Genomic DNA, 22,674 nt, shown 5'->3' with positions numbered 1-22,674 from the left:
ACTATCAATTAATCCGCGATCATATTTCCAATGGATAATGGACAATTGACAATGGATAATTATTAACTATTCATTATCAACTATCAATTAAAAAAGCGATCGCGTTTTCAATGGATAATGGGTAGGCGATCGCAGATTACAGAATAGAATATGATCAATGACGATATTTACGCACAAGTTAGACAAGCCGCAACCCAAAAGTTGTTGTTTCTTCCGCATACCATTCGGCAGATGTCACGTCCTGATCGTATGATTTCAACATAGGAAATTGAGAGAATCATTATGACAGGTGAGGTAATTGAAGATTATCCTCAAGACTCAAGGGGGCATAGCTGTTTAATTCTAGGTTTGGGACAAAACAATCGTCCGATTCATGTTGTTTGTGCGCCAAAGAATGAGTATCTTGCGATTATTACTGCTTATCTTCCTGATGCGTTACAATGGTCATCAGATTTCAATCATGAGACTGTAGTATGGAATGTTTATCTTGTAAGGGAAAAATGCGTTGGGAAAAAGCTCCTTTTAGGGCTGATCGCCCTGGGTACTCAGTTTCTTGGGATGCTCTTCCCGCTTGGGTTTGTCCTCAGTGCGGTGAGGTCTTATTTGAGGTGCAAGAAGTAGATTTAATTCAAGAGGCTCTAACGGTTTTGGAGAAAAAAACAGCCATTCTTGCTAGTTAGAGATTCCTGTTTTTTTGAGACAGGTAATTATCAACTATCAATTATTTGGCGATCGCCCCTGAAAAAGTGCATAATAGACTTGAGGAATTTGCTCACCATCCATGAGAACAGATACTATTTTCTATCAGCTATTTCAACTGATGCCGAACCTACTCAGTGAACTATTGGGAAAAGTTGGGGCTGATTATCAGTTCAAATCCGTAGAAATCAAAGAACTATCAAGACGCATTGATGGAGTCTTTTTACCGAAAAACAATGATACACAACAACCCATCTATTTTGCGGAAATACAATTCCAAGCCGATGAACGCCTCTATGAACGACTCATCACAGAAACCTTTTTGTACTTGGGGCAATATCGCCCAGAACGCGAATGGCTCTGTGTAGCCCTGTGGTTACGTCAAAGCATCGCCGTACCTATTCCTCGACATTATCAAGCCCTAGCGGAAGCAGGATTATTACGCCTAATTTATTTAGAAGAGCTAGACTCAAACTCCTTGGGAACCTCCGTGTTGAGCTTGGTAACAGTATCGGAGGCGACAGTCCCTGAACGATTGCAAAAAGTAGTTACTCAACTCAGAACATTAACCGATGAAAGATTACAAGAACAACTTATAGAATTAGTAGAGAAGATGTTAATTTACCGCTTTCCCGATTTTTCTAAGGAGGTTTTACAAGCCATGTTTACCGATACAGATATTAAACAAACCCGATTTTATCGTGAAGTTTTTCAGGAAGGTCGTCAGGAAGGTCGTCAAGAGGAACGACAACAGCTTATTGCACGATTACAGCAACGGGGCTTTTCAGTGAATGAAGTAGCAGAAATGTTGGCATTATCAAGAGAAGAGGTAACTCAATTGTGGGGAAATAATTGATGGCTGTTAAAGCGATCGCGTTTTCAATAGACAATTGACAATGGATAATTATCAACTATCAATTAACAATTATCAATTAATCGGCGATCGCGTTTTGGGTTATGGTTCAAGGGCGATCGCAAGCTGAGATAATGTGTTAAATTGGTGATAAACGAGTCGAATTTGGGAATAAAAATGGAAATCACCCTCAATCTCAGTGACGAACAATGGCAAAAAATGACCTTTATCGAACAACATAGTTCAGACAATATTCTGGCTCTACTAGAAATGACTATCAATCAAAAATACGAAAAACTTCAGGTAGCTGATCCTGATCCCATCAAAGGATGGCAAGAAAGTGGCTTTATTGGCTGCGGAAAAAGTGATGCCGACCTTTCAACTAATTATAAAAAAATATTGAAAGAATCCTGGTCTGAAAAGCATGATTATAGTTGACACAGGCTTTTGGTTAGCCCTTGCAAACCAAGACGATAAACATCACACAAAAGCGAGACAGGTAATGCAAAATCTTAGAGAACCACTAATTACAACCTGGTTTGTTTTTACAGAAATCTGTTATCTACTACTAACCCGTCTGGGTAATCATTCTCAAGTATTATTTAGGGTTTGCCGAATAAAGGCAGAACCTTTATCAGATAAGCTTTTCAGCCATTTTGAACACGATTAGGTGCAAGCTTATGGCATTTGAAGGCGTAAAATCCATGCACTTTGCTAGAAAATTGTGGGTTAAAATCGGAAACTGATTTCTGAAGTCACCATTTTTCGCGCCCTGTGGCATCTAGGTTCGATTTGCAGACTTATTCAGCAAGCCCTATTTAGGGCTTGCTGAATAAGGATGAAATCCTTGCTAGACAATACTTTCAGGCATTTTACAAACGATCAGATGCAAGGTTATGGCATTTGGAGGCTCAAAATCCATGCACTTTGCTGGAAAAATGTGGGGTAAAACTGGAAACTGATCTCTGAAGTCACCATTTTTCGCGCCCTGTGGCATCTAGGTTCGTTTTGTGGACTTTTTCAGCAAGCCCTATTTATTCAAAATTTTTTAGCAGGTAGATTTGAAGTTTTTGAATTAAAGACTCATCAAATGAGAAGAGTTCAAGAGCTTTTAGAACGTTATGATGATCTGCCGATGGACTTAGCCGATGCCGCCTTAGTTGTCTTAGCTGAACATCTAGGTCATGGGCGTATTTTAACCTGCGATCGCCGAGATTTTTTAACTTATCGCTGGAATAATACCCATACATTTGAAAATTTATTTTTAGATTAAAACAGGAGTAGATTAATGCGATATAAAGGCAATACGATATAAAGGCTAGATAATTATCAACTATTCATTATCAACTATCAATTAATCGGCGATCGCCCTTCTACTCACCATATTCCGACAAAAATACTAGAAAGTCTCTCAAGGCTGCTCTGGTGTCTGATGAGCCTTCGAGTTGATGTTGTATTTGGAGAATAATCCATCTATTTTGGATTCGAGTATAGCGAGTCTCTCGTTCTCTTGCTGCAAGGTTTTCATTCTCGATTCGTATTCTTGCTGCTGTCGTTTCCCTTCTGTTTCGATTTCCAGCGTACCACTCAAGGCCGAGATTAACCACCAGAGACGCTGACCCCAACGCGAAGACCAGAAGACTCCCTTGGATTGTGGTGAAGGGGAAGAAGGAGAAGAGGATGGTGTCTGAGTTTCCATAAAATCTTAATAAAGCCGCCACTGCAAACAAAAATGTCGTCAGTGACTTTGGTAACAGTTTGAGTAACTCTATCATAGAGGTTTTTTATAGGCGATCGCGTTTCCAATGGATAATGGACAATTGACAATGGATAATTATCAACTATTCATTATCAACTATCAATTAATCGGCGATCGCGTTTTGGGTTAGGATTAAAGGGCGATCGCCCCTTAAAAACATTATGGAAAACCGCGATCATCACACCGCCAATTTTCGAGAAATTAAACTCGCTATCATGAATTGTTTAGGATAAAGAATGACATTTTCATAATCATAGCCTGTCACAGAATTATTATCAGGAATTGCCAAATCAACAGCGTAACCTTCGGGATTTTCGTAACATTCTACAATAGTCCCCTTTGTTTCTTTTTTAATTAAACGTTGACCAAAATCAACCTCCACATCAACCAAGGTAACAATTTGATCATAAAGTTTTGCTTTCATGATTTTTACTCCTTTATTAAATAGGGCTTGCTGAATAAGTCTGCAAATCGAACCTAGATGCCACAGGGCGCGAAAAATGGTGACTTCAGAAATCAGTTTCCGATTTTAACCCACAATTTTCTAGCAAAGTGCATGGATTTTGAGCCTTCAAATGCCATAAGCTTGCACCTAATCGTGTTCAAAATGGCTGAAAAGCTTATCTGATAAAGGTTCTGCCTTTATTCGGCAAACCCTAAATAATCTTAAGCCAGTTCGTAATAAGTCTGGGAATACATTTATTGTTGTCAATTTGCCATTTTGTAACCAGAATACCTTTTCTATCATTAAAACCAATAATAGGGATTTTGACAGAAAATCGCATTCCATATTGGCTAGGATCATCTAAAATTGCTGGTATTCTTTCTAAGTGAAATCGAATTTGATCAACAATGTGCTGGGTTGCAATAAAACGACCTCGAACACTATCTACATTATAACCTAACAGATCAAAAGCCTTCCACTTACCCTGATTATTCAAATTTGAGGGATTCATAGAATATTCGGTAAATTTACGAAAATCAATCTCTGCTTGTGCAGCCTTTGGTAAAACTTCACCGACTTGCCAATCATGTTTCATCGCTTAATATAATAATCAGTTATGTGATCATGTATTAATTAATGCCACTTAATAACGTAAAAAATGCGATCGCATCCCAATAAGCTAAAGACAATTGACAATGGATAATTATCAACTATTCACTATCAACTATCAATTAATCGGTGATCGCGTTTTGGGTTAGGGTTAAATGGCGATCGTATTGTATTTTAACGTTAAAACTAAATTAAAATGGTAACTTCCTGCAATACTTGAATCAGTTCAGGTTTCTCGCAAGCAATTACATCTCCTAATAATGTTTATGATGAGGAAAACTAGATAAGTTAGGAAAATGAGGGGTGCTATCATAACGAAAAATCAGGGAATTTTGCTGATCTTGACAATGATAACGATAATCTAAAAACGTTAAAATATGATCTGTAACAATCACCGCTTCATTGATTTCCAGTACACACCCCTTATGCCAACGAATACGAAGTCGTAAATTGACTCTATTCGGTGTTAATATTTCCTCCGTATAACGCTCAACATAAACCTGCTCTAAAGCCAGTAAAGCAAGTTCAATCCCTTTTAAATAATCCTCTAAAATTTTATGCAGCATTGGCTAATAAATTTGCTAATTCTAAACGTAAAGCCAAATAATGACGGTAATCATTAGACCATTCAATAAAATCAACCTCATCCGTTAACTTTCCTTTGCTATAACGGTCAAAAAAGTCCTCTGAATCCCATTGATATTTATTTTCATAAAGACTGAGACGCTTCGTAACCATAATCAAAGCATCTAACGGCGAAAAATATTCAATTCTTTGTTTACGCATACTTTCCTCCTAGAAATTATCATAATTGGTTAAAAAATTAAGTTGTAATTTCCAACTCTTAGCAAGTAACGCGATCGCCTCGCCAATCTTGCTGCTAGAAACCCGATTCATTGAACTACCAATTCAGATTATACTATGAGTTTTCCTGTAACGATTCACCGAAAACCGCGATCGCGTTTTATCTTCATCGTAATCTTTAGTATAAGGCTCAATATAAAACTTCCCTCAAGATTTAGTCGGCTTAGTTAATTTAATTGAAGATTCTTTTAAGAAGCCAATTTATAGCTAATATAGCGATTGAGACTGACATTTTCTTCCGCCGCTTCAATCACTAAACGACGATGCAATTCTGGGGTAATCCTAACTTGAAACTTGCCACTGTACTGTCTTTCTGGAATCGGTTCAAGCAAAGATTCCCCATTTGCCTCCATATCTTCCACAACAGAGCGCACTAACTCAGTGATACCTCCAAGAGCCTGTAGCCGATCCTCATCGAGATAGGACAAACTGGGATATTCAGCACACAGTCCCACATATTCTTGATCTTCGGCTGACCAAATAACCTTATAAACGTAGTGATCGGGATTAATCATCGCTCTGTGCCTCTAATTTTTCAATAGCAGATAAAATTTGCTTGACTTGATAGGATTTCGCTTCACCGTAGGAAATTTATCTCGATCATAGTCTCATTATTGATACTAGTCAACCGAGTATTACCTCTCCCCCGCATCCTCCATCAAAAGGGTGTGACCTTTAGTTGATGAAGGAAAAGAAAAGTGTTAACATGAGATGAAAAGTGACAAAGAGGAAACAATGATGACAGCAAAACTAATTAATGTAGAGGGTTCAAAGATAAAAATAGAACTAACATTAGAACTCAGTCGTTCAATGTTGGATACAGAAATAAATATTCAAAAAGGCTTAAACGAAGTAGGTTGCATCGCCAGCAAAGAAGCCTTGAAATATTTAGATACAGATGGTTCACCCTTAAAAATCGGTGAAGAAATCTGGAAGAGTAAGGGAGAGCAACCGAAAGAATATCAAACACCTTATGGTGAGGTTATAGTGAATCGTCATGTATATCAGCGTTCAGTAGGAGGAAAAACGTATTGCCCCTTAGAAAGAGAAGCAAGGATAATCATAACATCAACGCCATTATTGGCAAAACAGGTATCCTCAAAAATGTCAGGGATGGCAGGCAAAGAGGTGAAAAATGATTTATTAGAAAATCATGGTAGAAAAGTAGCGCTATCCTATATCCAAAGATTGAGTGAAGCAGTAGGAAGTGTGGTACAGGCAAAAGAAGAAGCGTGGAGTTATGCCCCGCCCAAGGAGGATAGCCAAATTGCAACAGTGGGAATAGGATTAGATGGAACCTGTATGCTGATGTGTGAGGATGGCTACCGTGAAGCAATGGTGGGAACCGTTTCCCTATACGATAGTGAGGGAGAACGTCAACAGACAATCTATCTAGGTGCGGCACCAGAGTACGGAAAAAAGAGTTTTCTAGAAAGATTGGAAAGAGAAATTGAGCGAGCGAAAAACCGTTATCCAGAGGCAAAATTTGTCGGTATAGCAGATGGTGCAGAATCAAATTGGAAGTTTTTAGAAAAGCAAACGGAAGAACAGATATTAGATTTCTATCATGCCTCTGGTTACTTAGGTGCCTTGGCAGAAGCGTTGCATCCGAATACCGTGTCAAAACAAAAAGAATGGTTGACTGAAAATTGTCGAGAACTCAAGCATGAAAAAGGAAAAGCAGGAGAACTGCTAAATCTGATGAAAGAAGTCAAAGAAGAAAAAAGTCATTCTAAGAATCTTACCGAGAAACTACAAGCGGCGATTACTTATTACGAGAATCATCAGCATCAAATGGATTATGCTGAATACATAGAGAAAAAGTATCCGATTGGTTCAGGTGTTACGGAAGCAGCTTGTAAGACGTTGGTCAAACAACGATTATGTTGTTCAGGGATGCGATGGAAGGAAAAAGGAGCAGGAATTATTTTGAGCCTACGAGCTTTGGTATTGACCAAGGAACGATGGAGTCAATTTTGGGCAAAACTTGATCAATATGGGTTCCCTGTAGAACCCTGATTACAACAGCTTTTATCAACTAAAGGTCGCACCCCATCAAAACGAGTATCCCAAAAATGAAAACCCTCCCCACTTGCATGAGAAAGGAATTGTTTATTGTAGAAAGAATAATCTTGGCATGGAGCTATTGTTCCAGAGGGCAACCCCAAAAGTATCGTCGCCGCAGACACGTTTCACAGCCGAGTTCGGGATGGGATCGGAGTGGTTCCATGACGCTAAACACACCAAGAAGTGGTTCTCACAAGAACCCTCAAGACTGCATAAAAAAGAGAAATAATTGAGATAAGAATAAGGTCAAGCCCTCGGTCTGTTAGTACTTCTTGACTTCGCATATTGCTACACTTCCATCTAGAGCCTATTAACGGGTAGTCTTCCCGTGACCTTACTGGCTTATGCCATGAGAGTACTCATCTTGAGGTGGGCTTCCCACTTAGATGCTTTCAGCGGTTATCCACTCCGCACTTGGCTACCCTGCGTTTACCGTTGGCACGATAACAGGTACACCAGCGGTGCGTCCTTCCCGGTCCTCTCGTACTAAGGAAGGCTCCTCTCAATACTCTTACGCCTACATCGGATATGGACCGAACTGTCTCACGACGTTCTGAACCCAGCTCACGTACCGCTTTAATGGGCGAACAGCCCAACCCTTGGGACGTACTACCGCCCCAGGTTGCGATGAGCCGACATCGAGGTGCCAAACCTCCGCGTCGATGTGAACTCTTGGCGGAGATCAGCCTGTTATCCCTAGAGTAACTTTTATCCGTTGAGCGACGGCCCTTCCACTCAGTGCCGTCGGATCACTAAAGCCGACTTTCGTCCCTGTTTGACCTGTTTGTCTCACAGTCAAGCTTCCTTCTGCTTTTACACTCTTCGACTGATTTCCAACCAGTCTGAGGAAACCTTTGCGCGCCTCCGTTACCTTTTAGGAGGCGACCGCCCCAGTCAAACTGCCCACCTGAAATTGTTCTCTCCCCCGATTAGGGGTCAGAGTTAGAATTCTAGCCTCACCAGAGTGGTATCTCACCGTTGACTCCATAGCACCCACAAGCACTACTTCAACGTCTCCCACCTATCCTGCGCAAGCAAAGCCCGAACCCAATCCCAAGCTACAGTAAAGCTTCATAGGGTCTTTCTGTCCAAATGCAGGTAGTCCGTATCTTCACAGACAATCCTATTTCGCCGAGTCTCTCTCCGAGACAGTGCCCAGATCGTTACGCCTTTCGTGCGGGTCGGAACTTACCCGACAAGGAATTTCGCTACCTTAGGACCGTTATAGTTACGGCCGCCGTTCACCGGGGCTTCAGTCGCTAGCTTCAGATTGCTCCTGACCAACTTCCTTAACCTTCCGGCACTGGGCAGGCGTCAGCCCCCATACCGCGTCTTACGACTTCGCGGAGACCTGTGTTTTTGGTAAACAGTCGCCTGGGCCTATTCACTGCGACCCCCATTGCTGAGGGCACCCCTTCTCCCGAAGTTACGGGGTCATTTTGCCGAGTTCCTTAGAGAGAGTTATCTCGCGCCCCTTGGTATTCTCTACCTTCCTACCTGTGTCGGTTTCGGGTACAGGTAATTATAAATTAACGTGGTTCGGGCTTTTCTAGGAAGCTTGACCTCATGCACTTCGTCTCCGTGGAGACTCCCCATCACACCTCAGCTCAAGACGTTTTCTCCGTCTCTCATCGCCTTGAATGCTTAGACCGGTAACCATCATCCGGCAGCATTAGCCTTCTCCGTCCCCCGCCACAATCTATAATCAGTACGGTAATATTGAACCGTTGTCCATCGACTACGCTTTTCAGCCTCGCCTTAGGTCCTGACTAACCCTCCGCGGACGAGCCTTCCGGAGGAACCCTTAGGATTTCGGGGCATTGGATTCTCACCAATGTTTTCGCTACTCAAGCCGACATTCTCACTTCTGTACTGTCCACACCTGCTTGCCGCTAGTGCTTCACCCTATACAGAACGCTCCCCTACCACTACATTCGTAGTCCACAGCTTCGGCACATCACTTAGCCCCGTTCATTTTCGGCGCAGGAGCGCTTGACCAGTGAGCTATTACGCACTCTTTTAAGGATTGCTGCTTCTAGGCAAACCTCCTGGTTGTCAATGCACTCCCACCTCCTTTCTCACTTAGTGATGATTTGGGGACCTTAGCTGGTGGTCTGGGCTGTTTCCCTCTTGACGATGAAGCTTATCCCCCACCGTCTTACTGGTCGTTTCTTCTTGGGTATTCTTAGTTTGCATCGCCTTGGTACCGGTCTCCCAGCCCGCAGCGAAACAGTGCTTTACCCCCCAAGTTGACTTTACAACCGCTGCGCCTAAACACATTTCGGGGAGAACCAGCTAGCTCCGGGTTCGATTGGCATTTCACCCCTAACCACAGCTCATCCGCTAATTTTTCAACATTAGTCGGTTCGGACCTCCACTTGGTTTTACCCAAGCTTCATCCTGGCCATGGTTAGATCACCCGGGTTCGGGTCTACAAATTGTGACTATCGCCCTTTTCAGGCTCGCTTTCACTTTGGCTTCGGTGCAACACACCTTAACCTGCCACAACCTGTAAGTCGCCGGCTCATTCTTCAACAGGCACACGGTCAGCCGTTTAATCAGCCTTCCATTGCTTGTAGGCTAACGGTTTCATGTTCTATTTCACTCCCCTCACTGGGGTTCTTTTCACCTTTCCCTCGCGGTACTTTTCTCTATCGGTCACACAGTAGTATTTAGCCTTACGAGGTGGTCCTCGCTGATTCAACCGGAATTCCACGTGCTCCGGCCTACTCGGGATTCAGCTAGGCTGCTTCGATTTTCGACTACAGGACTTTCACCTCCTCTGGTGCAGTTTTCAGCTGCTTCGTCTAATCTATTCAGTCCACGTTGCTGTCCCACGACCCCAACCTCCGTAGAAGTTGGTTTAGGCTGTTCCCTTTTCGCTCGCCGCTACTCGGAGAATCACTCAATTGTTTTCTTTTCCTCTAGCTACTAAGATGTTTCAATTCACTAGGTTGGCTCTTTCTCACCTATTTTATTCAGTGAGCAGTATTTAGGGTTGCCCCATTCGGACATCTCCGGATCAGTGCTTGTTTCCAGCTCCCCGAAGCGTTTCGTCGGTAACTACGTCCTTCATCGCCTCTGTGTGCCAAGGTATCCACCGTTAGCCCTTTGTAGCTTGACCTTTGGCTTTTATCCCTGCTTTTCTCTTTTTCTATGCAGTTTTCAAGGTTCTTACTGGTTTTTCAACCAGCATTCCCTCTATTACAGTTTTTCCTGTTTAGATAGGATGCCGATTCTTTTTACCAATCTTTACGCGCTCGTGATGATTAATCTAAAAGATTAATCCAGTGGGCCATTCTGGACTTGAACCAGAGACCTCACGGTTATCAGCCGTGCGCTCTAACCAACTGAGCTAATAGCCCTTGTCTGGTTTTTTCTAAGTTTTACCCTCCCTTTCGGAAAGTTAGTCTTAGGTACGAACCGACTCTAATAGTTTGAAAGTTTTTACCTTTTCTCCCTTGCACGACCTTGGGATAACCTACTTTTTTCTTATTTGCTGATTGCTTTCAGAATTCAGTGGGTACGGTCTCCCTATAAGGAGGTGATCCAGCCACACCTTCCGGTACGGCTACCTTGTTACGACTTCACCCCAGTCACTAGCCCTGCCTTAGGCATCCTCCTCCGCGAACGGTTGGAGTAACGACTTCGGGCGTGACCAGCTCCCATGGTGTGACGGGCGGTGTGTACAAGGCCCGGGAACGAATTCACCGCAGTATGCTGACCTGCGATTACTAGCGATTCCTCCTTCATGCAGGCGAGTTGCAGCCTGCAATCTGAACTGAGGCCGGGTTTGTTGGGATTCGCTTGTCCTCGCGGATTAGCTGCCCGTTGTCCCGACCATTGTAGTACGTGTGTAGCCCAAGACGTAAGGGGCATGATGACTTGACGTCATCCCCACCTTCCTCCGGTTTGTCACCGGCAGTCTCTCTAGAGTGCCCAACTTAATGATGGCAACTAAAAACGGGGGTTGCGCTCGTTGCGGGACTTAACCCAACATCTCACGACACGAGCTGACGACAGCCATGCACCACCTGTGTTCTGGCTCCCTAAGGCACTCCTAACTTTCATCAGGATTCCAGACATGTCAAGTCTTGGTAAGGTTCTTCGCGTTGCATCGAATTAAACCACATACTCCACCGCTTGTGCGGGCCCCCGTCAATTCCTTTGAGTTTCACTCTTGCGAGCGTACTCCCCAGGCGGGATACTTAACGCGTTAGCTTCGGCACAGTCCGGGTCGATACAGACTACGCCTAGTATCCATCGTTTACGGCTAGGACTACAGGGGTATCTAATCCCTTTCGCTACCCTAGCTTTCGTCCCTCAGTGTCAGTTTCGGCCCAGTAGCGCGCTTTCGCCACCGATGTTCTTCCCAATATCTACGCATTTCACCGCTACACTGGGAATTCCCGCTACCCCTACCGAACTCTAGTCTCTCAGTTTCCACCGCTTTTATGGAGTTAAGCTCCATTCTTTGACGACAGACTTGACAAACCACCTACGGACGCTTTACGCCCAATGATTCCGGATAACGCTTGCATCCTCCGTATTACCGCGGCTGCTGGCACGGAGTTAGCCGATGCTTATTCATCAGGTACCGTCAGAGCTTCTTCCCTGATAAAAGTGGTTTACAACCCAAGGGCCTTCCTCCCACACGCGGTATTGCTCCGTCAGGCTTTCGCCCATTGCGGAAAATTCCCCACTGCTGCCTCCCGTAGGAGTCTGGACCGTTTCTCAGTTCCAGTGTGGCTGCTCATCCTCTCAGACCAGCTACTGATCGTCGCCTTGGTAGTCCCTTACACTACCAACTAGCTAATCAGCCGCGAGCCCATCTTCAGACGATAAATCTTTCACCTTTCGGCACATCGGGTATTGGCAGTCGTTTCCAACTGTTGTCCCCATTCTGAAGGTAGGTTCTCACGTGTTACTCACCCGTCCGCCACTAAGTTCCCGAAGGAACTCCGTTCGACTTGCATGTGTTAGGCATACCGCCAGCGTTCATCCTGAGCCAGGATCAAACTCTCCATTGTTTTTACCAATTTATTAAGTCTATCGGCTCTTTTTTCTTGCTTTTTTCACTGATGTCTAGTAAACTAAACCACCAATGAAAGAATTAGTTTTTTAATTTACAAGGGTTTGGCTTTTTCTTTCAAACTATTGATTTGTCTAGGTTCGGCGCGTTTCCTTCGCTTCCGCTCTCAACCGCGCATTTACCAATATAGGGATCTTTCCCTGCTTTGTCAACCCCTTTTTCTAAAAAAAGTTTTTACACTCTCTACAACAACCACTCAACACCCTCTCTTCTTACTTTCTACGGATATTCATGCCGATGGGGATGGAGCTTTTAGTTCCTTGGCTTAAGCATTTTGTCCTTGGCGAATTAGGAATATCTGGGGGGAGATAGGTCAAGACTGCTATTCGCCCCTTTTTCGCATCATGATGGTGTACGCCCTTTGTAATCCAACGATATCCAATCCCATGAAGTTCTGGTGATCTTGAAAATCAGTCAGTGATTCGTCGTTTCTTTGTCTATAAGGTACTGGAGTCAAGACTTTGAGCTGCTTCGACACTAAGGGGCAGATGTAACCCACATTCTTGTTTAAGTCCATGAAAGCGAGTATCTCGTTCGTTATTGTCGTCAGCGGTTAGGGGGCGACTTGAGTGCCAATCACCAATGGAGACGTATCCTTGATCAAAGAAGGGATGATAGGGCAAGTCATGGGCAGTTAAATATTGATAGATGTCTTTTGCGTTCCAATCTAGGATAGGCAGAACTTTATAGCGTTGACCTTGTTTGACCAAGGGTTGTAGGGATTGGCGATGGGCTGTTTGATCTCGTCGCAAACCGGCTAGCCAGGCAATCGCCTTTAGCTCTTGTAAGGCCTGCTGCATGGGTTCGACTTTCCGAATTTGATCATAACGATTCAGGGCTTCTAGGTCTTGCTGTTGCCATAGTTGCCCATATAGGGCTTCCATACGGGCTGGACTGAGGGACGATTGATAGACTTTTAGGTTTAAATCAAGCCGTTGGGTGAGTTGGTCGGCAAAACGATAGGTTTCTGGGGGAAGATAGCCGGTATCGATCCAAATGACGAGAATTTGGGGAACAATACGAGTAACAAGATGAAGCATGACTGCGGCTTGAATTCCAAAACTAGTGCTCATGACCAGGCCTTCTCCGAAGGTTTGGTCGGCCCATTCAACGATCTGTTCAGCTTTTGCTTTATCTAACTGTTCGTTTATGAAGGCTAAGTCTAGATCGGGAAAGGAATTGAAATCTGCTGTGTCTGTTTTCCCGTTGGTTATAGTGTTATGGGGAGAAAATTGAGCCTTAACCTGTCCATTGGGAGAATCAATCAGTTGCGATTGGGGCATAGAAATTGGTAGAGCAACAATATCAAAAATTCTGTATCCCATTTTACGCTCCCCTCGCTGCTCTCGTCGTAATCTGAGTCACAAAATTTTTTGGGAAAATTGATATTTCAACGGCCAAGGGCCAAGTTAGGCTAGTTGCCAGTATTCGGTACGCACTAGACGAATTTGGGCTAAAGCAAAAATAACGGGGATAATGCGTCCATAGTTAGTGGCGATCGCTCGCCAACCCAAGTCAGCTAAAAACCATCCCCAGAGCACGGGGCCAACTAACGAGAAAATAGTTCTAACTGTTCCATACCGAGCCGCAGTCATTGTCATTCCTTGTCTAGCCGCTTGCAGGGCCACTTGACTTTCTACTTGTAGGGCGATCGCTGTACCTCCTTCAACCAAGGCAGTCTTAGCAACTTGATAACGGGCAAAATGCAGCGTAAATTCCTGAATAATTTGTTTAAGAATCCAAGGTTTGAGAACAGAACTGATGGTAATCGCGCTGCCTCCTTTTAATAGCACATCGACAGGATTATGTTGTAACTGAACGGGTAGGGGTTCGGGCCAGGGCGATCGCGCTAGGGCTTGTTGAATGCGAATTGAGAGGGATTTTTGTTCGTTCTTGGGCAGCTTTTTCCAGGCTTTATTAACCAAATGTAAAAATATCTCTGCTTCAATGTCAGTCGTAGCCATCTGGTTAGCGTAGGGAACCTTTAAATAGTGACAGACTTGAATCAGTGTTTGACGATAACTAAATTGTCGGGTTTTGCCTCGCAATACCGTTAAACCATCGGCGGCAAGATAACGAAAACGCTTTTCAAGGGAATCGAGCCAGGCTTGCCAATCTTGGCTTTGTATTTCAATCGGCTGCGGTGTTTTCCAATAATCTAGCGGATTAAATTTACGGCAAAAGAGAATTTGGGTAAGTTGTTTTAGTTCATCTTCTGTGGCTAGTTCCAGTGCTGACCGCAGTTCATCCAAGGATTTACCCTCTACCACTTAATGTATTTAGGAGTTTGTTAACTTTCCTATTTTATAGCAGAAACTTTAGAATTGACGATGCTCCAACTTTTGAGTTTCTGACAAAAAGGGTGGGGTTTGCTATGGTTAATCTGACAAATTTTTGTTGCTAGAGCTGATTCGTGTCCTCTAAACCTCTTCCTGAAACCGTTGCTCATATTCGTGTCACCCATTTATCCTGGCAAGAGGGCTTGCTCAAAGGGGAGATACAAACGGATGTTTACCAGTGGCAGTTCCAGTGGCATTTTCGACGACGACGATTATTGGTTCAGCCTTCCCTGGGGCGATCGCTGATCTATGAACCTTTGGGTCGCTTTTTAGAACGCAGTGATTATCAATTGGAGCCAGGGAGCGACTATGAATTGGTGCTTCGTGCCAAATTATGAGAGACAAAATAGGAAATTTTTCAGGTGTTTTAGCAACGGGCTGAGGAAATGCTAAGGAACAACTCTGACTAGCTCCAGTAAGTACCCTCTGAATAGTTTAGCTTTTGCAGGGTAGTAGCCTACAAATCAGCAATGCCCTGATTGGCAAGAGATTGGTTGAGCGGTATGATCACCTCGTTAAGATTTAGTCGTAGAAATCCAGTCATTTTAGGAAATAAAATTGGGGGCAAAGCAATGGCACAGTTTTTTCTGGCACAGTTGTCATCCTTGGTGATCAATTTGAAGCATCTACAGTAGCTAGTCGAAGCGGAAAAAGCGATCGCCCCTTTTCGGGAGTAACTTGAGAAATATAGTCAGGAATTTGGCCAATTTCTGGCCAACAAATATGTTCTCAAAACTATTAAAAAACATACCAATATAGTTGATTTATTTATTCACTTTTTTACTCAAGTCTTTATACCAGATCATCTATGATTGGCAAAAGGAACCCTACGCGCTATTCTTCGAGGTATTGATTTAAGTGTAGAAGAATTTATTCGGTTATTGTAGCGAGAGCGCCGATCTTGTTGATTAAACTTTAAAATTGTGATCTTGTGCTACCGCCTTCATGGTGCGATCGCTGCTTTGTAGATTAGGTTAAATTGATGAAAGGAAGACCAACGCTAAAAACAATTTGTTTTCACTATAGAATAGACATCAAATGTTTTCTATACCCATAACTTGCTTGTTCTCTGCCATTGCTAACGTTATTGTAACTTCTTGATTGTTCCTGAAAAATTGTGATGCAACGACCATGTTCAAAAATCTAAAATCCCTACTTGATCGCCTTCTGCCAAATCTTTTCCAGCCGATAATAACAGGACTTCTCGCCCTAGTGATGGTCGTTACCTCTGGTTTTTGGTGGTTTCCTGTACTGGCCCAAAAAATCAACGGCGTACCAGGTTCTCCCAGTGCCACCATGTCCATCAGTGGGGAGCAACTTCCAGCCCCCGCTCCCAAATTTGGCGGTGTGATCAAAGACGCTGCTCTACAATCCAAGCCTTGGTGGGCCCCCCGTATCGTGCCACCCAAGGATGCCCCTAACGTACTGCTGATCATCACCGACGACGCTGGGTTCGGCGTACCGAGTACCTTCGGCGGTGTGATTCCAACCCCGACTATGGATCGCATCGCCAGAGAGGGTTTGCGCTACAACCGGATGTTCTCGACGGCGTTGTGTTCGCCGACACGGGCGGCCCTGATTACCGGACGCAATCATCACTCCGCTGGGTTTGGCGTGATTTCCGAGCAGTCCACTGGCTTTCCTGGCTACAACAGCATCATTGAACGAGATAAGGCGACGATCGGCCGCCTGCTGAAGGACAATGGCTATTCCACCGCTTGGTTCGGTAAGGATCACAACGTACCCGCGTTTCAGGCTAGTCAGCTTGGGCCCTTTGATCAATGGCCGACTGGCATGGGCTTCGAGTACTTCTACGGCTTTGTCGGTGGCGATGCTAACCAGTGGCAACCCAACCTATTCCGCAACACGACGCAGATTTATCCCTTCAAGGGTCAGGAAGGGAAATGGAACCTGATCACTGGTATGGCCGACGATGCGATCGACTACATGACGCGGATGCACCAGATTGATCCCAGCAAGCCGCTTTTCATCAAGTACGCACCAGGTGCTACCCATGCACCGCACCATCCGACCCAGGAATGGGTGGATAAAATTCACGCGATGCACTTGTTTGACGACGGCTATGAAAAGCTACGCGATCGCATTTTCGAGAACCAGAAGCAACTCGGCGTAATTCCCAAGGATGCGAAGTTAACGCCCTGGCCCAGTGATGTCCTGAAACCTTGGGATCAACTCACGGCGGAGGAGAAAAAGCTCTTCATTCGTCAGGTCGAAGTCTTCGCCGCCTACAGTGCCTATAACGACTACGAAGTCGGGCGTGTAGTTCAGCAATTCCAGGATATCGGTAAGCTTGACAACACGTTAGTCATCTACATTAACGGCGACAACGGTACCAGTGCCGAGGGTGGCCCCCTAGGTACGCCCAACGAGGTGGCTTTCTTCAATGGTCTGAATAAACTACCCGCCGATGTACAGTTGAAATTTTATGATGTCTGGGGTACGGATCAAACCTACAACCATATGTCGGCCGGCTGGTCGTGGGCCTTTGACACGCCCTTCGACTGGTTCAAACAAAATGCGTCGCGACTGGGCGGCATCAACCAGAATATGGTGGTGTCCTGGCCAGCGCGCATCAAGGATAAAGGAGCTTTGCGCGAGCAGTTTGTCCATGTGATCGATGTCGTGCCGACCATTCTGGAGGCCGCTGGTATTCGCCCACCCGAAGTGGTTGATGGCATTAAGCAGGCACCGATCGAAGGCACCAGTTTTCTCTACACCTTTGACCCCAAGAATGCCAAGACTCCCTCACGCCACACTACTCAGTACTTTGAAATGTTTGGTCAGTGGGCATTGTATAAGGACGGCTGGGTTCTCAGTACGAAGGTAAATCGGGCCCCCTGGGAAGCGTTTGGCCCCGCCAACCCCGATCCGCTCAATAACCAGGTATTCCAGCTTTACAACCTGAATGAGGACTTCTCCCAAACTCAAGACCTTGCGGCGCAAAACCCGCAGAAGCTGAAGGAAATGAGGCAGGAGTTCCTGGCAGAGGCCAAAAGGTACCAGGTCTTACCGTTGGATGCCTCGGTGGCTGCCCGTATTGTTGCCCCTCGACCCAACGTTACCGCAGGCCGTAGCGAGTTCGTTTACACTCGTCCGATGGTCGGTCTGCCCCAGGGTGATTCTCCGGTCTTGCTCAACACCTCCTACACCGTCACGGCGGACATTGAGGTGCCCCAAGGCGGTGCGGAGGGGATTATGCTGACCTCTGGTGGTCGCTTTGCAGGCTATGGCTTCTACCTGCTCAAGGGTAAACCCGTTTGGCTCTGGAATCTGGTTGACATGGAACGACTCAAGTGGGAGGGGACGGAAGCACTCACCCCCGGCCAGCATACGGTGGAGTTCGACTTCAAGTACGATGGTCTGGGTGCGGGTACACTTGCGTTCAATAACTTCTCTGGTGTCGGTCGTCCTGGCGTTGGTACACTCAAGGTTGACAGCCAAGTCGTTGCCACGAAGACGATGCCCAAGACCCTGCCGATGATTCTGCAATGGGATGAGAGCTTTGACGTTGGCTCCGATACCCTGACGGGGGTGAATGATGCGGATTATCAGCCGCCATTTGCTTTCACTGGTAAGCTCAACAAGCTGACGGTGAAACTCGATCGCCCTCAACTGTCACCAGAAGACATCAAGAAACTCGAAACTGCCCAACGGAACAATCCTGTTTCCGAGTAAGGACAATTTTGGCGATCGCTTTTTATCGAGTTGGTAAAGGGCGATCACTTTTTATCTTTGGGTAAGAGGCGATCGCAAGTTGAGCATGATGATTGCTGAACAAGAGAACAAATCACCAAATTCTCGGTTTAACCTTTTGGCTATTGGCAATAATGACAGAATCCCCTGCGGGTTCAATTAGAAATAGTCCTTCCTGAGTTGCATAAACATCAGATCGTTCGTCTATCTTAATTCCTGCTACGGCTCCATAGAGTTTGTAATCTTGATATTTTGGAAAGGCTATTTTAAAACGTTCTAGGGTTTGTAAAAATCGTTTAACATCGCGGACTTCTAAATGAGATTTGACTTCAATCGCCACAACTTCATTGGTATTTTCAACCAAAATATCTATTTCCAGGGAACCCTCGCTATCCTGAGCATCAACTCGCAAGGCGGTATGGTGAACATCAATACCTTGTTCCCGAAACAATTGGGCGGCGGCGGGTTTGACCAAATTCTCGACAAATTCTCCCCACCGACTGCTTAATCCAGCGACTTGTTTATTGGTTTGGGCAACAATCTGGCGAAGATCAGCCATTTCCTGCTTGTAAGTGTTCTCATGGTTACGTTGACGTTCCTCAAAGTCTTGTTGATACTCTTTGCGTTGCTGTTCACTTTCGCGGAACAGAGCGTAAATGTCGTCTAAGGTAATCGCGTTTTCAGGCATGGAAAGTTGGGTATTAAAGAATATTGGGTTATCCTAATCATTCTAAATTACGTTTTAAGAATCGCTCCTCTAATCTTCTGGGAGACTGGCGATCGCTTTTTATCTTTGGGTAAGGGGCGATCGCTATTCGATGAAAAAAGGAGATCAATAGATTGCCAACAACTCAACAGGCATTACGATGCTTTCAGTTATGTCAAAATTTAACCAATCTGTATCTCTCTGTTGATTTGGTACGGTTAGATCAGAGAACGGGGAATGTTATCATTCTCTCAGGAGAAGAAATTTTGATCGAAATTTACCAAAATGGGAATTGGAGGTTTGTCAATGAAGTCTAATTTTCAAACAATGACTCTGCGAGAGTTGAAAAAGTATGTTTTAGAGCATCGAAACGATCAAGCTGCGTTTCAAGCCCTGATGGATCGAGTTGATTCTCAGGTACAAGTTCAGGTATATAACGAGGTGGATATTCAGCAGTTTTCTACGTTGGTTGATCAACATCTCAATTCGCAAACTGTCTCATAATTGCGACACACCAGTATAGGCACGCTTTTTATCTTTGGGTAAGGGGCGATCGCACTTCATCAGAGAAAGTGATTGCAGTAACCAAAAATGAGGTTATCATTGGATTGTGTTCGTTAACCCAAGTTACAGGGTCGACGATCGCACTTGTTTTTGCGATTCTTCCACTTGTCAGACAAAATTATGAACTACAGTAACGAAGATTTGTATTCGCACTCTATTGATTATTCTATTGATCAAGCTAATTATAATGATCATAGTAATCTCCATGAACATAATCCTTATGACACTCACCATGATCACTCAAGTCATAATGAAAATGATGGTAGTTATTATGGAAACGATCACGATCATTCCAGTTACGATCATTATAATTCTGATGATTCTTATTTCTCCGATGATAGTCATCACAATCACACATCAACAAATGGTTTTCATGATAGCCAACATTCAAGCTATGAAGAATTAAACAATGATGAAAATCATATTGATACCCAGCGTAGTGGCAGTGAACAAAATCCTTTTCCTAAGTCAACACCTAATTACCATGACGGGGAAATGATCGTATTTGAGAAAGAGGGACAGACAATGACAGGAAAAATTTTGTCTATACATTGGGAAAGTAATCATTATGTTTTTAAAGTTGAGAAAAAAAATAGTGGGACGGTTTTTGTCGTTTATGGTGCTGATATTTTAGGGGCAGCATAATTAAACCCTAAGTTTTTTCTGAAGATTTAATTTTTAAAAGCAGTTTTTTTATGAACGACACTAAGGAAGATTTAAATTCACACTCTATGGTTGAACCTGTTAGTACATCGGTTATTGCGGCGGCTTTGAGTGCTTCTGGGGCTATTGGTGCATCTCTTATTAATAATTTGTGTCAGTGTGTATTTCTCGAACCAATGCGTCATGATCATCGTATGAACGAGTTAGAAAAATCATTTGACATTAGAAAAGAAGAAGCGTCATTTAATTCTGACTTGAGAGTAAAGGAGCAAGATTCAATTGAGGAAATCAAATCGAGTTATCACATAAAAACGCAAAAATGGATCAGACAAGAAACGTCAGAGGAAAAGAATAGTCCTTTTACTAATCATCATGAAAAGACTAGAGAAGATCTTTTGCAATTCTATCAGCAAACGAAATTACCTTTAATTTTAATTGCTCCTTTTTGGCATACTAACTATTCAAAGTCGGAAAATGAAGAAGGAGGTTTTGTTAATTATAGTACAGCTTTTGATTTGAGTTATAATAAAGCTCGTTGGCATGATTTAGCTATTAAAAAATCAGGCTATATTAAACGTCCTTTATTTAATGCGGATCTAGATACAGATTATATTCAGAGCCTTTTACATGATATTCCCACTATTTTAGTTTATGGCACGATTCAGGGAGTTGAAGCAAAAGAACAATATATTCAAAGAATTCATCCTCAGTTAAGATTCTGGAATTTATTTCCCGATTCAGAAAATAGTTACACGACTTTTAGTTGTGAAGCTGTTAACTACGATTTTCGCTTAGAAGAAAAAGTCGATCCTTCTTTTTATCGAAAATTAGGACTCTATAGTTTAAATCGACAAGATAAAATTGCCGATTTGTTGACTAATATTATTGGTTTAGTTTGTTCTTTTTATCACCTCTATCATTTCAAAAAATCTCCCAATTTACAGCAGTTTAGTTTGGATTCCGAAGATTTGAAAGTATTAGTTTCTCAAGTAAGTGACGTTTATGATCGCCTTTGTAAAGAAGAGCGTGATTTGAATGCAGAAATATACTACAGAGAGGAACAAATTAGGTTTTTAGAGCAATATAGCTCGACAGAATCTATTGATCCTAACGATACACTCGTTTATACTTATAATGAGCGTGGCTATGCTTACTATGAATTAAAAGAATATGCGAAAGCTATTTCTTATTATAATAGGGCGATCGAACTTGATCCTAACTTTGCACCAGCTTACAAAAATCGTGGTGTAGCTTACCTTACCTTAAACGAATTATGAAAAAATTAAACGAAAAGGCTATTTATGATTTTAATAAAGCGATTGCACTTGATCCTAATGAACCGAGTACTTACTGCTTTCGTGGTTCAGCTTACCTTGAATTAAACGAACACAAAAAGGCTATTTCTGATTTTAATAAGGCGATAGAACTTGATCCTAACCATACAAATGCTTACTATCGACGTGGTATCGCTTACTGTCACTTAGAAGAATATGAGAAAGCAATTTCTGATTTTAATAAAGCGATCTCACTTAAGTCCAACGATATATCTTATTGCTATGATAATCGTGGCTACGCTTACCTTCAATTAAACGAATATGAAAAGGCTATTTCTGATTTTAATAAAGCGATAGAACTTGATCCTAACTATATACTTGCTTATACGAATCGTGTCAATGCTTACCTTCGATTAAATGACTATGCACGGGTAATTTATGGTTGTAATAAATTGATAGAACTTGATCCTACCAATCTTGCTTACTATAATCGCGGCTATGCTTACCTTAAATTAAACGAATATGAAAAGGCTATTTCTGATTTTAATAAAGCGATCACACTTGATACTAACTATACACGTGCTTATTGGAATCGTGCTTTAACTTACGTTCACTTAAACAAATATGAAAAGGCTATTTCTGATTATAATAAGGTGATAGAACTTGATCCTGACGATAAAAATAATTACTATCTGCGTGGTCATGTTTATCTTCAATTACAAAAGTATGTGAAGGCTGCTTCTGATTTTAATAAAGTAATACAACTTGATCCTACAAATACCTCAGCTTATTATTTTCGTGAATTAGCCTATAAATCAAGCCGTGGATTTTTGTTTGGTTTTTGAATAGGGCGATCGCTTTTTATCTAATTGGTAAGAGGCGATTATTTTGGGAGAGTCAATTTTTGGGGAGTGGCGATCGCGTTATAATTAATTTTTTAGAGGCGATCGCTTTTTATCTTTGGGTAAGGGGCGACCTCGTTATAACTAATTTCGTAGTGCGATCTGTTTTTCTCTTTCGGGAAGG

19 protein-coding genes, 1 tRNA gene and 3 rRNA genes are annotated in these 22,674 nt (G+C 43.2%); 10 read left to right on the top strand and 13 right to left on the bottom strand.

Annotated elements, in window-relative coordinates; all coding sequences use genetic code 11:
• The first annotated feature begins 473 nt into the window (after positions 1-473).
• The 4 genes from KA717_17180 to KA717_17165 all read left to right on the top strand — a co-directional run bounded on the left by KA717_17180 (position 474) and on the right by KA717_17165 (position 2,825).
• Positions 474-680: a YgiT-type zinc finger protein gene (locus KA717_17180; GenBank protein ID UXE64092.1), complete on the top strand. Its 207-nt coding sequence runs from the start codon at positions 474-476 to the stop codon at positions 678-680.
• Positions 681-781: 101 nt separating this feature from the next.
• Positions 782-1,555 carry an Rpn family recombination-promoting nuclease/putative transposase gene (locus tag KA717_17175; protein UXE64091.1) on the top strand — a complete coding sequence of 258 codons (774 nt, stop codon included), beginning with the start codon at positions 782-784 and terminating at the stop codon, positions 1,553-1,555.
• Between the two features lie 174 nt (positions 1,556-1,729).
• Entirely contained in the window at positions 1,730-1,990 is a 261-nt protein-coding gene (locus KA717_17170) for a hypothetical protein (GenBank protein UXE64090.1), read from the top strand.
• A 652-nt stretch (positions 1,991-2,642) separates the two neighbouring features.
• On the top strand, positions 2,643-2,825 hold the full coding sequence (locus KA717_17165; protein ID UXE64089.1) for a hypothetical protein: 183 nt from the start codon (positions 2,643-2,645) through the stop codon (positions 2,823-2,825).
• A 138-nt stretch (positions 2,826-2,963) separates the two neighbouring features.
• Here KA717_17165 and KA717_17160 read toward each other — a convergent pair whose 3' ends face one another.
• From KA717_17160 to KA717_17135, 6 genes are all read right to left on the bottom strand, one after another.
• Positions 2,964-3,251 (bottom strand): hypothetical protein, encoded by a 288-nt coding sequence (locus KA717_17160; GenBank protein ID UXE64088.1) that lies wholly within the window; start codon positions 3,249-3,251, stop codon positions 2,964-2,966.
• A 238-nt stretch (positions 3,252-3,489) separates the two neighbouring features.
• Positions 3,490-3,735, bottom strand: coding sequence for a DUF4926 domain-containing protein (locus tag KA717_17155; GenBank protein UXE64087.1), 246 nt, complete (start codon positions 3,733-3,735; stop codon positions 3,490-3,492).
• Between the two features lie 232 nt (positions 3,736-3,967).
• Positions 3,968-4,351 carry a hypothetical protein gene (locus KA717_17150; protein ID UXE64086.1) on the bottom strand — a complete coding sequence of 128 codons (384 nt, stop codon included), beginning with the start codon at positions 4,349-4,351 and terminating at the stop codon, positions 3,968-3,970.
• A gap of 268 nt (positions 4,352-4,619) precedes the next feature.
• Entirely contained in the window at positions 4,620-4,931 is a 312-nt protein-coding gene (locus tag KA717_17145; GenBank protein UXE64085.1) for a DUF6516 family protein, read from the bottom strand.
• The gene (locus KA717_17140) at positions 4,921-5,151 is read right to left on the bottom strand and encodes a hypothetical protein (GenBank protein UXE64084.1); all 231 of its coding nucleotides are present in this window, start codon (positions 5,149-5,151) and stop codon (positions 4,921-4,923) included. The genes KA717_17145 and KA717_17140 overlap by 11 nt, the downstream gene beginning before the upstream one ends.
• A 266-nt stretch (positions 5,152-5,417) precedes the next feature.
• Positions 5,418-5,744, bottom strand: coding sequence for a type II toxin-antitoxin system HicB family antitoxin (locus KA717_17135; protein UXE64083.1), 327 nt, complete (start codon positions 5,742-5,744; stop codon positions 5,418-5,420).
• A 223-nt stretch (positions 5,745-5,967) separates the two neighbouring features.
• Between KA717_17135 and KA717_17130 the strand changes: the two genes are divergently transcribed.
• On the top strand, positions 5,968-7,248 hold the full coding sequence (locus tag KA717_17130) for an ISKra4 family transposase (protein ID UXE64697.1): 1,281 nt from the start codon (positions 5,968-5,970) through the stop codon (positions 7,246-7,248).
• A 111-nt stretch (positions 7,249-7,359) separates the two neighbouring features.
• On the opposite strand, the gene rrf is transcribed toward KA717_17130, so the two are convergent.
• The 6 genes from rrf to KA717_17100 all read right to left on the bottom strand — a co-directional run bounded on the left by rrf (position 7,360) and on the right by KA717_17100 (position 14,640).
• Positions 7,360-7,477, bottom strand: a 5S ribosomal RNA gene (gene rrf / locus KA717_17125).
• 61 nt (positions 7,478-7,538) lie between these two features.
• A 23S ribosomal RNA gene (locus KA717_17120) occupies positions 7,539-10,420 on the bottom strand.
• 167 nt (positions 10,421-10,587) lie between these two features.
• Positions 10,588-10,661, bottom strand: a tRNA-Ile gene (locus KA717_17115).
• Between the two features lie 172 nt (positions 10,662-10,833).
• A 16S ribosomal RNA gene (locus tag KA717_17110) occupies positions 10,834-12,326 on the bottom strand.
• Together the 16S, 23S and 5S rRNA genes with 1 tRNA gene alongside form the textbook arrangement of a ribosomal RNA operon.
• A gap of 499 nt (positions 12,327-12,825) precedes the next feature.
• Positions 12,826-13,539, bottom strand: coding sequence for a phosphoadenosine phosphosulfate reductase (gene cysH / locus KA717_17105; protein ID UXE64696.1), 714 nt, complete (start codon positions 13,537-13,539; stop codon positions 12,826-12,828).
• Positions 13,540-13,797: 258 nt separating this feature from the next.
• A complete protein-coding gene (locus KA717_17100) occupies positions 13,798-14,640 on the bottom strand; it encodes a YaaW family protein (GenBank protein ID UXE64082.1) in 843 nt (280 codons plus the stop codon).
• Between the two features lie 161 nt (positions 14,641-14,801).
• Here KA717_17100 and KA717_17095 point away from each other — a divergent pair, with 161 nt between their 5' ends.
• The gene (locus tag KA717_17095; GenBank protein UXE64081.1) at positions 14,802-15,065 is read left to right on the top strand and encodes a DUF3146 family protein; all 264 of its coding nucleotides are present in this window, start codon (positions 14,802-14,804) and stop codon (positions 15,063-15,065) included.
• A 793-nt stretch (positions 15,066-15,858) separates the two neighbouring features.
• Positions 15,859-18,423 (top strand): arylsulfatase, encoded by a 2,565-nt coding sequence (locus KA717_17090; GenBank protein UXE64080.1) that lies wholly within the window; start codon positions 15,859-15,861, stop codon positions 18,421-18,423.
• Positions 18,424-18,535: 112 nt separating this feature from the next.
• On the opposite strand, the gene KA717_17085 is transcribed toward KA717_17090, so the two are convergent.
• Entirely contained in the window at positions 18,536-19,129 is a 594-nt protein-coding gene (locus KA717_17085) for a DUF3782 domain-containing protein (protein ID UXE64079.1), read from the bottom strand.
• A gap of 702 nt (positions 19,130-19,831) precedes the next feature.
• Between KA717_17085 and KA717_17080 the strand changes: the two genes are divergently transcribed.
• The 3 genes from KA717_17080 to KA717_17070 are packed head-to-tail and all read left to right on the top strand — an operon-like array spanning position 19,832 to position 22,493.
• Entirely contained in the window at positions 19,832-20,356 is a 525-nt protein-coding gene (locus KA717_17080; GenBank protein ID UXE64078.1) for a hypothetical protein, read from the top strand.
• 50 nt (positions 20,357-20,406) lie between these two features.
• Positions 20,407-21,651, top strand: a complete 1,245-nt coding sequence (locus KA717_17075) for a tetratricopeptide repeat protein (protein ID UXE64077.1) — start codon at positions 20,407-20,409, stop codon at positions 21,649-21,651.
• A complete protein-coding gene (locus KA717_17070; protein ID UXE64076.1) occupies positions 21,648-22,493 on the top strand; it encodes a tetratricopeptide repeat protein in 846 nt (281 codons plus the stop codon). Before KA717_17075 ends, KA717_17070 begins: the two co-directional genes overlap by 4 nt.
• Positions 22,494-22,674: the final 181 nt, after the last annotated feature.

This window comes from Woronichinia naegeliana WA131, from assembly GCA_025370055.1.
Lineage (GTDB): Bacteria > Cyanobacteriota > Cyanobacteriia > Cyanobacteriales > Microcystaceae > Woronichinia > Woronichinia naegeliana.
The sequence above is the reverse complement of the archived record's forward strand: the minus strand, read 5'-3'. Positions and strand labels throughout refer to the sequence as shown.

Coding starts and splice junctions, on each gene's coding strand:
- KA717_17180 (UXE64092.1), top strand. CDS start 474: ATGGAATGTTTATCTTGTAAGGGAAAAATGCGTTGGGAAAAAGCTCCT.
- KA717_17175 (UXE64091.1), top strand. CDS start 782: ATGAGAACAGATACTATTTTCTATCAGCTATTTCAACTGATGCCGAAC.
- KA717_17170 (UXE64090.1), top strand. CDS start 1,730: ATGGAAATCACCCTCAATCTCAGTGACGAACAATGGCAAAAAATGACC.
- KA717_17165 (UXE64089.1), top strand. CDS start 2,643: ATGAGAAGAGTTCAAGAGCTTTTAGAACGTTATGATGATCTGCCGATG.
- KA717_17160 (UXE64088.1), bottom strand. CDS start 3,251: ATGGAAACTCAGACACCATCCTCTTCTCCTTCTTCCCCTTCACCACAA.
- KA717_17155 (UXE64087.1), bottom strand. CDS start 3,735: ATGAAAGCAAAACTTTATGATCAAATTGTTACCTTGGTTGATGTGGAG.
- KA717_17150 (UXE64086.1), bottom strand. CDS start 4,351: ATGAAACATGATTGGCAAGTCGGTGAAGTTTTACCAAAGGCTGCACAA.
- KA717_17145 (UXE64085.1), bottom strand. CDS start 4,931: ATGCTGCATAAAATTTTAGAGGATTATTTAAAAGGGATTGAACTTGCT.
- KA717_17140 (UXE64084.1), bottom strand. CDS start 5,151: ATGCGTAAACAAAGAATTGAATATTTTTCGCCGTTAGATGCTTTGATT.
- KA717_17135 (UXE64083.1), bottom strand. CDS start 5,744: ATGATTAATCCCGATCACTACGTTTATAAGGTTATTTGGTCAGCCGAA.
- KA717_17130 (UXE64697.1), top strand. CDS start 5,968: ATGACAGCAAAACTAATTAATGTAGAGGGTTCAAAGATAAAAATAGAA.
- KA717_17090 (UXE64080.1), top strand. CDS start 15,859: ATGTTCAAAAATCTAAAATCCCTACTTGATCGCCTTCTGCCAAATCTT.
- KA717_17085 (UXE64079.1), bottom strand. CDS start 19,129: ATGCCTGAAAACGCGATTACCTTAGACGACATTTACGCTCTGTTCCGC.
- KA717_17080 (UXE64078.1), top strand. CDS start 19,832: ATGAACTACAGTAACGAAGATTTGTATTCGCACTCTATTGATTATTCT.
- KA717_17075 (UXE64077.1), top strand. CDS start 20,407: ATGAACGACACTAAGGAAGATTTAAATTCACACTCTATGGTTGAACCT.
- KA717_17070 (UXE64076.1), top strand. CDS start 21,648: ATGAAAAAATTAAACGAAAAGGCTATTTATGATTTTAATAAAGCGATT.